We start from the raw sequence: 14,090 nt of genomic DNA, 5'->3' as shown, positions 1-14,090 counted from the left end.
TAATCTGTCTGCTGGCCGCAAGCCTGTTGATGGAGCGGCCGGCAATGGCGGCTGAGCAGGAGATGCGGTTTGTCGTCGTGCGCTCCAACCAGGCCGGGTGCGAGCCGACATGTCCGGAGTGGATTTCCGCCGCGGGCACCATCGGGCCGAAGACACCGGCCCTGCTGAAGGCAACCTTGAAGCCGCTCGCAGGCCGCAAGCTGCCATTGGTCCTGCGATCGCCCGGTGGCGACATGGCGGCTGCGATGGCACTCGGCCGCCTCATCCGCAAAAGCAAACTGAGCGTGGCGGTGGGCACGACCGTTTTCTTCGGGTGTCAGCGCGATCAGAAGAACTGTACCGCAAACGACCAAAAGGGAGCCGCCTATATCGGCAAGGCCGTTTCGCTCGGAGCCTGCTCACAGGCATGTACGCTCGTCCTTGCGTCAGGCAGTCGACGGCTCGCGGGAGAAGGGACGATCGTCGAAGAGATTCCGATGGTGACTGGAAACGAAGCCAGCAGCAAAAAGCTGGCGGCCTACTATGATGAAATGGGCGTGCGCTACCAGATGCTGGCCGAGGGCCCGCGCGATGCGGCTGGCAATCCCGGTCTCTGGCAATTGTTCAAGGCCCTTCTGCTGACGAACACGCTGGCAGTGGACCAACTGGTCGATGCGCAGATTTGCAAAAGCACGCCTGCGCCCGACAATTGCCGCGTCTTCACCACGATGGATCTGGAGTAGCTGCGCCCAAATAATTGTCGGCCAGTCTCGGCCGTCGATCCGTCTCCCGCCAAGATCTCCGGGCGACGCACGCGGGTCTCCAGGCGGGCAAGGAGCGATGGTGGGTTGAGGTGGCAGCAAGCAATGGCTATGTGGTGCGTTCCGTACTCAACGAACCATAAGGCCAATCGGGATGATCCCAGCGTTTCTCGTTACCCATTCCGGTGGCTTCCATGCCGACGAGCTGTTGTCCACCGTCATTCTCACGCGGCTTTTCCCGCAGGCTCGCCTGATCCGCAGTCGGGCTCCGGAATGGATCAGGCCCGGTGCAGACCGTATCGTCTACGATGTGGGTGGCCAATATGACGCCGCGGCCGGTATCTTCGATCATCACCAGCGCGGCGCGCCGCTGAGAGAGGACGGCCAGCCCTACAGTTCGTTCGGGCTGATCTGGAAGCACTACGGCCGCGACTATCTCGCCGCTTCAGGCGTTCCTGAAGACCATATCGAGGCGGTCCATGCGGCCTTTGATGCACGCTTCGTGCTTCCGGTCGACCTGGTGGATAATGGTGCGCTCGACCCTTCCGTTGCCGGGCCGCTCGCAGGGCTCACCCTGCCGGCGCTTTTGGAAACCTTGAAGCCGGTTTTCGACGAGGCCGGCCAGGAGGCTGACGATCGCGGCTTTCAGGCGGCCCTGGCGGTTGCCCGTGCGCTCGTCGAGGCCAGCGTCGCCCAGCGCGCCGCCAAGCTCAGAGCCGAGGCACTCGTTCTTCAGCAAATCGCCCGTGCCGGGGATGGTCGCGTTCTCGAGCTGCCGATGGGCATGCCCTTCCGTCCGGCCGTCGTGAAGTCCGGTGCCGATCACCTGTTGTTCGTCGTTCACCCGCGTGACAAAGACTGGTGCCTGACGGGCATCCGCAAGGCCGATGAGGGCTTTGAGCTTCGCGCAGACCTGCCCGCAGCCTGGGCCGGCCTGACCAACGGAGAACTGGAAGCGGCCTGCGGGGTCGCGGGCGCAAGCTTCTGCCACAATGGCCGCTTCATCGCGGCTGCCGCAACGCGCGAAGCTGCCCTTGCCATGGCCGCGTTGGCCGTCGCAGAGGCCACGTCGCTTGCAAGTGAAACCAAGGCGTAAGCCAGGACATGCCCTGCTTCGGGCCGGCGCTGCCCGGAATCGGCTGCACATGGTCCGACCGCGGCGCGGTCGGCCACAAGACGCAGCTTCGCGCTAGCTTTTGGCGAGCCCGCTACCCGCAGTCCTGATGAAATCGACGAAGGCGCGTAGCGCCGCCGGCATTTGCCGTCGGCTCGGATAGTATAGATAGAGGCCGCCGTAGTAGGGGCACCAGTCCTCGAGCACCCGAACAAGTTTTCCTTCGTCTATCAGCGACAGCACCTGATCCTCGAAGGTGAAGGTCACGCCGGCTCCGGCAAGGGCAGCGTCCACCATCATGTCCTGGTCGTCGACGATCAGGGGGCCGCTCACTTCGACCTGAAGTTCCACGCCGCCGCGCTCGAATTCCCATGCGTAAAGCCGGCCGCTGCCGAAGCGCAGTCCGACACAGGGGAGTTCCCTCAGGTGATCGGGAGCGGTCGGTTTTGGAAAGCGCTCGAAGAAGGAACGCGTTGCCACAATCGCCGTGCGCTGGCGCGGCCCGATCGGTACGGCAATCATGTCCTGCGCGATGACCTCGCCGAAACGAACGCCGGCGTCGAAACCCTCCGACACCATGTCGACGAGGTCGTTGTCGGTGACGATCTCGATGCTGATTTTCGGGTAGGCTTCGAGAAAGCGTGCGACCAAAGGCAGAAGCACCATCTTCGCGGAGGCGCGCGCCGCATTGAGTTTCAAGCGCCCGACAGGTGTGCCCCGGAAGTTGTTGAGGTCGTCAAGCGCATCCTCGATGTCGCGGAAGGCGGGGGCGACGCGCGCGAGCAGAAGTTCGCCCGCTTCCGTCAACGCGACGCTGCGGGTCGTTCGGTTGAAGAGGCGGAGATCGAGCCGCTCCTCAAGTGCCTTCAGGGCATGGCTGAGTGCCGATGGCGTGCAGCCGACCTCGTCAGCGGCGCGGCGGAAGCTTCGGTGCCGGGCCAAAGCCAGGAAGGAGGACAGGTCGGAAGGCGATACGGTTCTCATTGATGAATCTTACTCATTAGCTCAAGGAGAATCCAGTCGATTTTCTCAGCAGATGGAGCGCGGTAAAACCTTCTCAGCCGCCGACGATGGAGCGGCGAAACAAACAGGAGGTTCACATGCATACATGGTTCGTTACCGGAGCATCCCGTGGATTTGGTGCTCTCATCGTTGAGAAGGCACTCGCCAAGGGCGATCAGGTCGTCGCGACGGCGCGCAATCCGAAGGCGATCGCCGAGCGTTTCGGCAAACAGCCCAACCTTCTGGCCGTAGCGCTCGATGTTACCGACGGGTCCCAGGCGCATCAGGCCGTCGGGCAGGCGATCGCCCGCTTTGGCCGGATCGATGTTCTGGTCAACAATGCCGGCTACGGACTGCTCGGTGCGGTCGAAGAGGCAAGCGGTGCCGAGATCGAGGCCCTGTATCGCACCAACGTCTTCGGCCTGCTGGCCGTCACCCGTGCCGTGCTGCCGCACATGCGCCGCCAGCGTTCGGGACGCATCCTGAACTTCTCGTCGATCGGCGGCTATCGCAGCGGCCCTGGCTTCGGGGTCTATTGCTCGACGAAGTTTGCCGTTGAAGGCCTGACCGAAGCGCTCGCAGCAGAGCTTGCCCCGCTCGGTATCCATGCGACGGCGATCGAACCCGGTTACTTCCGCACCGACTTTCTCGACTCGACCTCACTCGGCATCAGCCCGATCGAGATCGAGGACTATGCCGAGACGGCCGGCTTCGTTCGCAGCAAGGCGAAGGAGATCAGCCATAACCAGCCGGGCAATCCCGACAGGCTGGCAGAGGTCTTGATCTCGTTCGCTGATGCCGAAAATCCGCCGGTGCGGTTGCCGCTTGGCAGCGACACGGTGGCCACGATCGAAGCCAAGCACGCATCGGACGCAGAAATCCTTGCCCAATGGCGTGCCGTGTCCCTCTCGACCGACTTTGAACCGGCCGCATAAGCGTCGAGGAGCGGCGGTCGACCGTTCCCTCAGAGGCCCCGCCATCGTGCGGGGCCTTCTCGTTGGCTGAGCCAACCTCGGTCCGCGCTGTCGCAGCTCACTCAACCGTTCAACGCTGCGCGTCTTCCGCATGCTTGGATCCCGTAGGTCTTGTCGCCAGCCAGAAGAGCAGCGAGGTAAGGCTGATCGCCGCGCCCATCAGGCAGACGCCGTTCCATCCCGCATGCGTATAGGCGACCGTGGAGAGAGAGGATCCGATCGCGCTGCCGAGCGAATAGAAGAGCATGTAGGCTGCCGTCAGTCGGTTCTGCGCTTCCGGACGGACGCGATAGATCAGGGCCTGGTTGGTCACGTGGACCGCCTGGAGCCCGAAGTCGAGGACGAGCACACCGGCGATCAGCCACAGGATCGAGTGATGCAGCAATGAGATCGGCAGCCATGCGATGAGCATAAGCGCGAGTGCAATCCCCGTCGTCGCCTGGCCAAATCCGCGATCGGCCCAATGGCCCGCACGAGAAGCGGCCAAAGCCCCGGCGATCCCTGCCAGACCGAAGAGGCCGACCTCGGTATGCGACATGGAGAAGGGCGGTGCGCTCAGCGGCAGGACAAGCGGGGTGAGCAGGGTCGTCACGTTCGCGAAGATCAGCATGGCGATCACGCCGCGGGTGCGCAGCACCGGCTCTTCCCAGATCAGCTTGAAGGTGGAGCCGACAAGGCGGGGGTAGCTGAGCTTGCTCGTTTCCCGTCTCTGGTGCGGCAACAACCTGTACAGCAGGCCGGCGATCAAGAGCGTTGCGACACATGATGCAAGATAGACCGATCGCCAGCCGGAGAGATCCGTCAGAAGGCCCGCGACGGTGCGTGCGGAGAGGATGCCGATCACGATGCCGCTGGTGACAAACCCCACCACCCGGCCGCGTTCTGACGGTTGGGCCAGGCTGGCCGCATAGGCGACCAGCGCCTGTGTCAGGACGGCCAGCATGCCGACCGCCGCGATCGCGGCCATCAGCATTTCGGCGTTGGCCGAAAGGGCGACGAAGCCGAGCGCGACCACGGAAAGCAGGGATTGAATGATGATGACCTTGCGGCGATCGAAAAGGTCGCCAAGAGGAACAAGCAGGACCAGGCCGAGCGCGTAGCCGATCTGCGTCGCGCCGACGATCAAGCCGGCGCTGGTCTGCGAAAGGTCGAGATCCGCGGCCATCACATCCAGCAGGGGGTGGGCAAAATAGGCGTTGGCGACCGCAAGGCCAGAGGCGAGGGCAAAGAGTGTCATCATCGGGCGCGTCAACAGTGATGCCGTGGCATCTCCGGCATTTGGGCGCGCAGCGTCGTTTGCGGCGTCGATCGACGCCGCAGCAGCTCCACCATCCATTGGACTTCTTCCTTATTTCGGTTTAATAATGAAACCAAATTTATGGATACCGATTTGGTTTCATAATGCAACCAAAATCTCGTGGCCGCGAGAGAGGAGAGTTCGTATGGTGGCGCGCAGAAGCCTCAAGGGAGACTACTGCCCCAGCGCGCGATCTCTGGACGCGATTGGCGACTGGTGGTCGCTGCTGATCGTGCGCGATGCGTTCGACGGGCTCCGGCGTTTTAGCGATTTTCAAAAGAGCCTCGGCATTGCCAAGAACATCCTGACGGAGCGCCTACGCACGCTCGTCGATCGCGGCATTCTGGAGACGGTTCCCGTCGGAGAGGCGAAAGCGCGGGTCGAGTATCAATTGACGGCGATGGGCCGGGACCTCTTTCCTGTGATGGTCGCCTTGCGCCAGTTCGGCGAAAGGCACCTCTTTCAGCCCGGCGAGGAGCATTCCCTGCTGGTCGAAAAAGAAACAGGACTGCCTGTGAAGCTCGACATCCGCACACAGGATGGCAGGCCGATCGAGGCCGACGAGACGGTCCTGATCAAGGTGCCCGAAGACTGACCGTGCCTGCAACGCCCGGCGCAGGCGAACCGATCTAACTTTAGACGAATATTCAGTTTTCTCTGCTAGCTTGCTGGAGTCCTTCCGCAGCCGGGGAAATTGGTAATGGGCGTTGTCACGCTAGACCAGGTAGAGAACCAGATCGCGCGCGGCTTTCGTTATCTGCAATTCTCGCCGGAGATCGAGGCGCTGTTCCGCAAGGAATATGCGGCCGAGCGTGTGCGGCTCGCGGTGATCTGGGGCGTGATCGGCGTTTTCATCTACGATCTGGTCTATTTCGGCGATCGTACGATGCTGCCCGACGTGTTCAACGAGCTGCTCGTTGTCCGCTTCCTGGTGTTCACGCCTTTCGTCATCGGCTGTATCCTGGCCGTGCGCCGCTGGCCGGATGCGCTTCTCTACGACGTTCTGGCGGTGGCGATCGCCGTGCTGGGCGTCACCTTGCCGATGGCTGCGGCCACGCAGAGCGCCAGTTCCTACCTGTTCGTCTATCAGAACGGCAACTCCGCCGCCTTCCTGTTCTTCGTCATTGCCTTGCGGCCACGCTTCTTTGCCGTCGTGATCGGGCTCGCGCTGCTGTGCGCTTCCCATTTCACCACCACGCGCCTGACCGGCGCCTTCGACGATGTCACCTATTCCGGCATCATCACCTTCTATTTGACGCTGTCGATCTTCCTGGCGGTCAGCGCCTATTTTCTGGAGCAGAAGGACAGGCAGAATTTTCTCAACCAGTTGAGAGGAAGCCTTCTCTATCGTCAGCTTGAGCGTAATGCCGAACGGGATGAACTGACGGGACTGTTGAACCGCCGCTCGCTGGCGCGGGTTGGCGAGATGCTGTGGAACGACGCGCCTCGCCTGGCGCCGGTTTCGGCGATCCTGCTGGATATCGACCACTTCAAGCGGTTCAACGACGTTCACGGCCATATCGAGGGCGACGCCTGCATCCGCGCCGTCTCGCAATGCATGCGCGACACGGTGGATGATGCCTCCTTCGTCTTCCGTTTCGGCGGGGAGGAGATGCTGGTGCTCGTGGCGGATCGGGAGCCGCTGCAGGCGTTGGCGATGGCCGAGCGTATCCGCACGGCGATCGAACGGCTCGCCATTGCCCATCGCGGACTTGGCAATGGGTGCGTGACGGCAAGCCTGGGCGTCGCCTCTGCGCTTGCGACTGAGACGACGCTTGAAAAGCTGCTGCAAAAAGCAGACGCGGCTCTCTACGAGGCAAAGCACATGGGCCGCAATACGGTCGCTTTGGCAAGCGCGCCGAAGGCCGGCGCGCAGGTCGCCTGAAACACGGGGATTGCCGCTCAGCCAATGATCGCCTTCGGCTCGAGGAAGGCTTCGAGGCCGAAGGGCCCGAATTCGCGACCGATGCCGGAATGCTTGAAGCCACCGAACGGAGCCTGGGCATCTGCCGGCGCCTCGTTGAGGACCACGCGACCGGCCTCGAGCCGGCTGGCCACGCGGCGCATGCGTTCCACATTGGTGCCGAGAACGTAGGACTGCAGGCCATAGTCCGTGTCGTTGGCGATGGCGATCGCCTCGTCTTCGTTGCGATAGGAAAGAACGCTGAGGACGGGGCCGAAGATTTCTTCCCGCGCGATCCGCATGCCGTTGGTGACATCGGTGAAAACGGTGGGGCGAACGAACCAGCCACGTTCGAGCCCTTGCGGGCGACCTTCGCCGCCGGCAAGCAGCTTTGCTCCGTCCTCCTGACCGAGACGAATATAGGACTGGACGCGCTGCCATTGTCTGGCGCTGACCATCGGGCCGATATCCGAGGTCGGGTCGCTCGAAGGGCCGATCTTCAATGCCGAGACGGCGGTGGCGAGACGCGAGGTCACTTCCGCTAGTCTCCGCTCCGACACCAGAAGCCGGGTGCCGGCAATGCAGGCCTGGCCGCTGTTGCGGAAGGCGGAAGCAAGCACGCGCGGGATGGCGTGGTCGAGATCGGCATCGTCGAGCAGGATCTGCGGCCCCTTGCCGCCGAGCTCCAATGTTACGCGCTTGAAGCTCTCCGCCGCGGTTCGAAGGATCGTCCGTCCGGTCGTGGTCGAGCCGGTGAAGGTGATCTTGGCGATGCCAGGGTTCTGGCTGAGCTCGGCGCCGACGACATGGCCGTAGCCATTGACGACGTTGAGCACGCCGCGCGGCAGACCGGCTTCGTGCAGCGCTTCCAGCAGAGTCTGGGTCTGGATGGCGCTCATTTCCGACGGCTTGATCACGATCGTCGTGCCGGCCGCGATTGCGGTGGCGAGCTTGGTGCAGATGAAGCCGATGTTGCTGTTCCAGGGGGTGATGGCGGCGGCAACCCCAACCGGTTCCATGACGACCGCGGCGTTGCCGATCTGCCGGGTAAAGGCATAGCCAGCCACGGTCTTCGCGGCGACCTCGAAAACGTGCGAAGCATGCGGCACTGAGAAAGCGAGGAAGGACTGCGGTGCGCCGTATTCGGTCGCCATGGCCTCATGCAAGGCATCGGCGTGCGCAGCGATGGCGTCGCGCAGCGCCTGCAGCATGGCAATGCGCTCGGCCGGTGTCGTGCGCCGCATCGCGGGGAAGGCGCGCCTGGCGGCTGAGATCGCGGCGCGGGCGTCTTCCGCATCGCCGAGACGAACCTCGCCGATCTTCTCCTCGGTGGCGGGATTGAAAAGCTCGAAGCGCTCGCTGCCCTCAGGGGTAACGAAAGCGCCATCGACATAGATCTGCTCGATCATCTTCATCGTTCGGTTTCCTGTTGCGATGAAGGGGATATGCGCCGGAAGCATCGCTAGGATAAGATCATCAATCATAGACAGGTTGATGAGGAAAATAGCGCAATGAGACCCAGTCTGTCCGAACTAGAGGCGGTGACGACGATCGCGCGGCTCGGCGGCTTCCGGGCCGCTGCCCGTGAACTCGGCGTTTCGTCCTCCGCGCTCAGCCATGCCGTGTCGGCGCTGGAGGAGCGGCTGGACGTCCGCCTGTTCAACCGGACGACCCGGTCGGTGGCGCTCACAGCGGCGGGCGAGGCCTTCGTCGCCGAGGTCCTGCCGGCTCTCGCCGCGATCGACGGTGCCGTCGAGAGGGTGACGGAATCCCGGTCGCGGCCGACCGGGACGCTTCGGCTGAACACCTCGCCCGGAGCGGCACGCATGGTGCTGCAGCCGCTGCTGATGGAATATCTCCGGCGCTTTCCGGAAATGGCGGTGGAGGTGGCGACCGACAATGCGCTGGTGGACATCGTCGCCCTCGGCTTCGATGCCGGCTTCCGGCTGGTTGAGGCGGTGCCGCCGGACATGATCGCAGTGCCGGTCACGCGCCAGTCGCGCATGATCGTCGTCGGATCGCCGGATTATTTCCGGGAGAGGGCGGCGCCTCAGCGACCGGCCGATCTCGTGAATCACACTTGCATTCGGGCGCGCATGGCGAGCGGCCGGATTTATCACTGGGAGTTCTCGCGTCATGGCGAGAGCGTGGAGATCGATGTGCCCGGACGGCTCATTCTGGACGAGAGCGGGCTGATGCTCGAGGCGGTACTGTGTGGCGCAGGGCTGGCCTATCTCTCCGACTATGCGGTCCAGGAGCACGTCGCTGCCGGACGGCTGGTGCAGGTTCTCGAGGATTGGACGCCACCCTATGACGGCCTTTGCCTCTATTTCTCCGGCCGGCGACACGTACCGGCAAAGCTCCGGGCGTTGATCGAGCTCGTCAGAGAGCTGCGTGTCGAGGGCGGGGGCGCGGATGTTGCGCCTTGAATCTCGATGAGAAAGTGAGACGAACCGGACAGGTTGGGCGCTCGACTGCCGTTGCGTTGGCCATGGCGAGAAACCGGAAAAACCGCCATGTTCGCCATCCCTGCCGCGTCCGGTTGACACGGTTCGCGCTCAGATAGGTAATCCGCCCTCGGAGCGAAAAGTTCCGCTTCTGCAACGGGATACGGTCTCCGGCCAAGGACGCTCAGGCTCGGCGGCGAGGCGTCGAGGCAATTGGCTGGAAAAATAACATGACTATTACAGACAAGTTTATTTACGCGTGCTAAGAGACGTCGCGTTCGTTTGGCCACCCGGTCCACCGATCGCGTCGCGGCAAGCAGTGCGAACGACGCTGGACGCCACATCAAAGTTGTTTTGTTCGGATCAGACGCCTTGGTCGACATGGAAACGCGCCATCAGGTCTATTTCGCCAAGCGTACCGCTTTGGTCGCCTATGCCACGCGCATCGTCGGATCGCGTGAGACTGCCGAAGACATCGTGCAGGAGGCGTTCATCCGCTTCGCGCCGACCAATACCGACAATGGTTCCCAGGGCCTCTCGCCTGCCTATCTCTACAGGATCGTCCGCAATCTGTGCCTCGATCTTCTCAAGCGCCGGAAGATAGAGGCGCGGGAGGAACAGGACGAGCCGCCGTTCTGGTCGATGCCGATCGAGATGCCGACGCCCGAAGACATCGCCGTGGTGACCGACGAGATCCGGCGCATTTCCGGCGTCCTCGACGATCTTCCCACGGACGTTCGTGTTGCCCTTGAGATGCACCGCTTCGGTGGATACACCCTGGAAGAAATCGCCGCCCACCTGAACATCTCGGTCGCAACCGTACATCGCCATGTTCGCACCGCCATGATGCGGGTGGCGACAATTCTGGCGGGCGATGCCTCCTAGAATTTTGAGCCGGCGTGAAAAAAAATCCGCAGTAATTCGTCTTTGTGACAGACCGAATGATTCCGCTTGTGCATGTTTCCTTGAATCGTACCCGATTAAAGGATGAAAACATGCAGCAATTCAAAGTGCTACAGCGACCTTTGCGCGTCTGATAAGACGCGCGGCGCTGTAGTGTCTCGTCGAACACGTAACCAGCAGGCAGAGCTTTGACCAAGGACAACCACATACCGGAGGTGTTGCTCGAAGAGGCCATGGACTGGTTCCTCGAACTGAAGGCGCGTCCGAACTGTCGGGAGACGGAAGCCGCGTTCCGCACTTGGTTGGGCAGGTCGGAACTGCATGTCCGATCCTGGGAGACGGCATTGAAGACCTGGCAATTGCTGGGAGAAGTGCCGCCGGTTCATGAGCAGCTTTGGCGCGGGGCGACGCCGTTAGTCTCATCTGCGGCAACCACCCGCCAGCCGAAGCGTTGGGCGGCCAGAACCTTAGTTGCCGGCACCGCAGTGATCGCGCTTGCCGCCTGCCTGGTGCTGTTCGTCGCGCTCCCGTCGCTGCTGGTGTGGTGGCAGGCCGATCATGTGACCGAGACCGCGCAGAGCAGGACGATCACGCTGGAGGACGGCACGACTATCCAAATGGGTGGCGGCAGTGCTATCGCCACCGAGATCAACACCGCGGCCCGGCACGTCCGGCTTCTAAAGGGCGAAGCCTATTTCGATGTCGCGCGCGACCCGTCGCGTCCGTTCGTCGTCGATGCCGGCGGCGTGGAGGTTTCGGTTCTCGGCACCTCTTTTGACGTGCAGCTTGCGAGTACGGAGACAACGGTCGAGCTCGCCCACGGCACGGTGGCCGTTTCGTATAGCGGCGAAAACCATAAGCAGAATTTCGAACTCGCGCCGGGAGAAATGGCGACGGTGGCGCATGCGACGGGTGCTGTCACCCGAAGCGCGATCGCGACCGAAGAGATCGGCGCCTGGCGCAGTGGCAAGATGTTCGTCAACAACGTCACCGTTGCGGCTGCCGCCGAGCGGCTGCAACGTTACCATTCCGCCTGGATCTCCATCCCGCAATCCGAACTCGCGGCGCGACGGGTGACGGGCGTCTATGATCTCACGGATCCCGATCACGCTCTTCAGGCATTGGTTCAGCCGTTTGGTGGCAATGTGCGCGAGGTGACATCCTATGGCCGCGTTCTGACGCAATTTTAATTTGGACTCAAAAATTCAAGAAAAAATCGCGGACCGGTGAAAAAAAATCCGGAGCCCGTCGTCTTTGGTCCGAAGCGCCTGCCGAGAGGCAGCGCGCGGATCATCGAGACGGGGGTAAAATGAGTTCGCCGAAATGCCGCAAGGGACATCTTTCTTTCAACGCAGGATATAGCCATGCAGGTCTGCGCCTGCTGACAACGACGGCGATCGTCGGGCTTTCCTCCCTTGCCTTCATGCCCCTTTCCATCGCCTCCGCCCAAGAGACGACGTCGCGCGTCAGCACGGCCCGCACATTCAACATTCCGTCGCAACCGCTTGCGAGCGCATTGAATGCCTTTGGGCGGCAATCCGGTCTGCAGGTGACCCTGGCTGCAGCGACGTCCGAGGGCATTCGTTCGACCGCCGTCAGCGGCACGCTGGAGCCGCAGCAGGCCCTGGCACAGCTGCTGTCGGGCACCGGCATCTCCTACAGCGTATCGGGCGGAACGGCGCTGATCGGTTCGGCCACGGCGGCCGGCAGCGGTGACGGCGTGGATGCATCCGGCGCCACGGTTCTCGACCCGATTTCCGCCTTTGGCAGCGGACCGCTCGGCGCCGGCGAAATCGTTATCTCGTCGGAGGACCTGAAGCTGAAGAACCCCGCCAACATTGCCGACGTCTTTTCAGGGGAGCCGGGCATCGCCGTCGGCAGCCCCTTGCCGATGTCGCAGAAGGTCTACGTTCATGGCATCGAGGAAACGAGCCTTGCCGTGACCATGGACGGCGGCCGCCAGAACAACAAGGTCTTCCACCACAATGGCACGAACCTCATCGATCCGGGCCTCCTGAAGGCCGTCAGCGTCGATGCCGGCGTTGCCCCGGCCGATGCCGGCCCGGGGGCGCTCGCCGGTGCGATCGCCTATGAGACGATTGATCCGCGCGATCTGTTGGATGCCGACGCTTTCGGTGGCTTCGTTACATCCAGCTATAATTTCAACAGCGACACGGTGACCACGGGGCTCTCCGCCTATGGCATGCATGAAGGGCTTGAGTTCCTCGGCTACTTCAACTTCGGCAATGGCAACGATTTCACCGCGGGTAACGGTAAGGAGGTTGAAGGCACCAGCACCAATCTGCTGAGCGGCCTCGGCAAGCTCGCCTACGAGTTCGAGAGTGGCGACCGTTTCGAGATCAGCCACGACCGTATCAACGACGATGCGCCACGGCCGTTCCGCGCCAATGTGGGTTCGATTTCGAACCCCAAGCCGTGGGAGCCGCGCATCCGCGACTATACGCTCGACCGGCAGAACACCGTCTTTACCTATACCGACAGCACGCCGGAGGGGTGGTTGGACCCGAAGCTCCTGCTTGCCTACAGCAAGACAGAGGTCGATCTGCCGATCTTCCCGAAGCCGGGACCGGGCGTTCCGAAGACCTATGACGCCATCGGCACGTCGGATAGTTTCAATGGCAAGTTCGAGAACAAGTTCTCTTTCGATATCGGCAATGTGATCGCGGGCATCGACTTCTACAGCGACAAGGCGGAGCTTGAGGATCTCTACGATCCCGGTACCGAGAAGGCGCGCAATGTCGGCATTTACGCGCAGGCGAGGCTTGAGCCTTGGGAGAGGACGCGCCTTTCCTTTGGCGCAAGAGGGGATAACCAGCACTTTACCGGAACGACGGGCGAGAAATGGACCAGCTCGGGCTTCAGCGGTAACGTCTCGGGCGAATATGATCTTATCGAGGATCTTCTGACGGCCAAGGCCGGCTACTCGCATGTCTGGGCCGGCATTCCGCTTGCCGAGAACTTCATCATCAATCCCAACTGGGACTACGGCAACGGTCCGAAGCCGGTAACGGCCGACAATTACATCTTGGGATTGGAGGCAAACTACAACGGCTTCATCGTCGAGGGCAGTGTCTTCCAGACCGATCTCGATGATGCGCGCGCACCGCGCTTCCGGGCAGACCTCGGTATCGCCGCCCATGATGTTCGCTCGCGCGGATTCGAAATCGGTGGCGGCTACAATTGGGGTGATGGCTATTTCAAGGTGAAATACGCCAATATCGACGTCGAGATCGACGGCAAGCCTGCCGATTCCGACCTCGGCACCTATCTTGCAGCACCCGCAGGCCAGATCATCACGCTGCAGGCGATCCACACGCTGGCCGACTGGGGCGTCACCTTCGGCGCCGACGCCGAGATTGCGCTCGACTACGACGACGTCGCCGCCGGCAGAAAGCCTTTCGAGGGCTACGAGGTCTTCAACGCCTTTGTCGAATATGTACCGCCGCAACGGCCGAACCTGACGCTGCGCGCCGAACTCAAGAACATCTTCGACGAAACCTATTCGGACCGGGCGACCTACGGCCAGGAGTTCGGGAACGTGACGCCGCTCTACGAGCCCGGCCGTTCCTTCATCCTGACCGCAAGAGCGACTTTCTAGGCCGACGGTTCACGATCGCGGCTGCCGTGTCCTCCCCACGGCGGTCGCCCGAGACGCTCAGGCGGTCATCCCGGGCCGACTGGGCAACAAA

General features: G+C 62.4%; 12 protein-coding genes. 9 read left to right on the top strand and 3 right to left on the bottom strand.

Going from position 1 to position 14,090, the window contains the following annotated elements; translation table 11 throughout:
- Positions 1–29 precede the first annotated feature (29 nt).
- A complete protein-coding gene (locus ACN9MO_RS26755) occupies positions 30–722 on the top strand; it encodes a hypothetical protein (protein WP_425987155.1) in 693 nt (230 codons plus the stop codon).
- Between the two features lie 172 nt (positions 723–894).
- Positions 895–1,836, top strand: coding sequence for an MYG1 family protein (locus tag ACN9MO_RS26750; RefSeq protein WP_057255281.1), 942 nt, complete (start codon positions 895–897; stop codon positions 1,834–1,836).
- A gap of 93 nt (positions 1,837–1,929) precedes the next feature.
- On the opposite strand, the gene ACN9MO_RS26745 is transcribed toward ACN9MO_RS26750, so the two are convergent.
- Positions 1,930–2,838 (bottom strand): LysR family transcriptional regulator, encoded by a 909-nt coding sequence (locus tag ACN9MO_RS26745; protein WP_057255282.1) that lies wholly within the window; start codon positions 2,836–2,838, stop codon positions 1,930–1,932.
- 116 nt (positions 2,839–2,954) lie between these two features.
- Here ACN9MO_RS26745 and ACN9MO_RS26740 point away from each other — a divergent pair, with 116 nt between their 5' ends.
- Positions 2,955–3,791 carry an oxidoreductase gene (locus tag ACN9MO_RS26740; RefSeq protein ID WP_113132560.1) on the top strand — a complete coding sequence of 279 codons (837 nt, stop codon included), beginning with the start codon at positions 2,955–2,957 and terminating at the stop codon, positions 3,789–3,791.
- A 109-nt stretch (positions 3,792–3,900) separates the two neighbouring features.
- On the opposite strand, the gene ACN9MO_RS26735 is transcribed toward ACN9MO_RS26740, so the two are convergent.
- Complete coding sequence (locus ACN9MO_RS26735) at positions 3,901–5,166, bottom strand: MFS transporter (protein ID WP_057255284.1); 1,266 nt, start codon at positions 5,164–5,166, stop codon at positions 3,901–3,903.
- A 106-nt stretch (positions 5,167–5,272) separates the two neighbouring features.
- On the opposite strand from ACN9MO_RS26735, the gene ACN9MO_RS26730 reads away from it, so the two are divergent.
- Together ACN9MO_RS26730 and ACN9MO_RS26725 are read left to right on the top strand one after the other, a co-directional pair.
- Positions 5,273–5,722 (top strand): winged helix-turn-helix transcriptional regulator, encoded by a 450-nt coding sequence (locus tag ACN9MO_RS26730; protein WP_057255285.1) that lies wholly within the window; start codon positions 5,273–5,275, stop codon positions 5,720–5,722.
- Between the two features lie 105 nt (positions 5,723–5,827).
- A complete protein-coding gene (locus tag ACN9MO_RS26725; protein WP_113132561.1) occupies positions 5,828–7,012 on the top strand; it encodes a GGDEF domain-containing protein in 1,185 nt (394 codons plus the stop codon).
- A 17-nt stretch (positions 7,013–7,029) separates the two neighbouring features.
- Here ACN9MO_RS26725 and ACN9MO_RS26720 read toward each other — a convergent pair whose 3' ends face one another.
- On the bottom strand, positions 7,030–8,445 hold the full coding sequence (locus ACN9MO_RS26720; RefSeq protein WP_113132562.1) for an aldehyde dehydrogenase family protein: 1,416 nt from the start codon (positions 8,443–8,445) through the stop codon (positions 7,030–7,032).
- Positions 8,446–8,541: 96 nt separating this feature from the next.
- Between ACN9MO_RS26720 and ACN9MO_RS26715 the strand changes: the two genes are divergently transcribed.
- The 4 genes from ACN9MO_RS26715 to ACN9MO_RS26700 all read left to right on the top strand — a co-directional run bounded on the left by ACN9MO_RS26715 (position 8,542) and on the right by ACN9MO_RS26700 (position 13,999).
- Positions 8,542–9,459: a LysR family transcriptional regulator gene (locus ACN9MO_RS26715; RefSeq protein ID WP_057255288.1), complete on the top strand. Its 918-nt coding sequence runs from the start codon at positions 8,542–8,544 to the stop codon at positions 9,457–9,459.
- A gap of 399 nt (positions 9,460–9,858) precedes the next feature.
- Positions 9,859–10,362 (top strand): RNA polymerase sigma factor, encoded by a 504-nt coding sequence (locus tag ACN9MO_RS26710; protein ID WP_058330143.1) that lies wholly within the window; start codon positions 9,859–9,861, stop codon positions 10,360–10,362.
- Positions 10,363–10,568: 206 nt separating this feature from the next.
- Positions 10,569–11,570 (top strand): FecR family protein, encoded by a 1,002-nt coding sequence (locus ACN9MO_RS26705; protein WP_113132563.1) that lies wholly within the window; start codon positions 10,569–10,571, stop codon positions 11,568–11,570.
- A gap of 119 nt (positions 11,571–11,689) precedes the next feature.
- Positions 11,690–13,999, top strand: a complete 2,310-nt coding sequence (locus tag ACN9MO_RS26700; protein WP_113132564.1) for a TonB-dependent receptor — start codon at positions 11,690–11,692, stop codon at positions 13,997–13,999.
- The last annotated feature ends 91 nt before the right edge of the window (positions 14,000–14,090 follow it).

Source organism: Ensifer sp. R-19 (genome assembly GCF_049905105.1).
Lineage (GTDB): Bacteria > Pseudomonadota > Alphaproteobacteria > Rhizobiales > Rhizobiaceae > Ensifer.
This window is presented reverse-complemented; position numbering and strand designations above follow the sequence as displayed.

Coding starts and splice junctions, on each gene's coding strand:
- ACN9MO_RS26755 (WP_425987155.1), top strand. CDS start 30: ATGGAGCGGCCGGCAATGGCGGCTGAGCAGGAGATGCGGTTTGTCGTC.
- ACN9MO_RS26750 (WP_057255281.1), top strand. CDS start 895: ATGATCCCAGCGTTTCTCGTTACCCATTCCGGTGGCTTCCATGCCGAC.
- ACN9MO_RS26745 (WP_057255282.1), bottom strand. CDS start 2,838: ATGAGAACCGTATCGCCTTCCGACCTGTCCTCCTTCCTGGCTTTGGCC.
- ACN9MO_RS26740 (WP_113132560.1), top strand. CDS start 2,955: ATGCATACATGGTTCGTTACCGGAGCATCCCGTGGATTTGGTGCTCTC.
- ACN9MO_RS26735 (WP_057255284.1), bottom strand. CDS start 5,166: ATGGATGGTGGAGCTGCTGCGGCGTCGATCGACGCCGCAAACGACGCT.
- ACN9MO_RS26730 (WP_057255285.1), top strand. CDS start 5,273: ATGGTGGCGCGCAGAAGCCTCAAGGGAGACTACTGCCCCAGCGCGCGA.
- ACN9MO_RS26725 (WP_113132561.1), top strand. CDS start 5,828: ATGGGCGTTGTCACGCTAGACCAGGTAGAGAACCAGATCGCGCGCGGC.
- ACN9MO_RS26720 (WP_113132562.1), bottom strand. CDS start 8,445: ATGAAGATGATCGAGCAGATCTATGTCGATGGCGCTTTCGTTACCCCT.
- ACN9MO_RS26715 (WP_057255288.1), top strand. CDS start 8,542: ATGAGACCCAGTCTGTCCGAACTAGAGGCGGTGACGACGATCGCGCGG.
- ACN9MO_RS26710 (WP_058330143.1), top strand. CDS start 9,859: ATGGAAACGCGCCATCAGGTCTATTTCGCCAAGCGTACCGCTTTGGTC.
- ACN9MO_RS26700 (WP_113132564.1), top strand. CDS start 11,690: ATGAGTTCGCCGAAATGCCGCAAGGGACATCTTTCTTTCAACGCAGGA.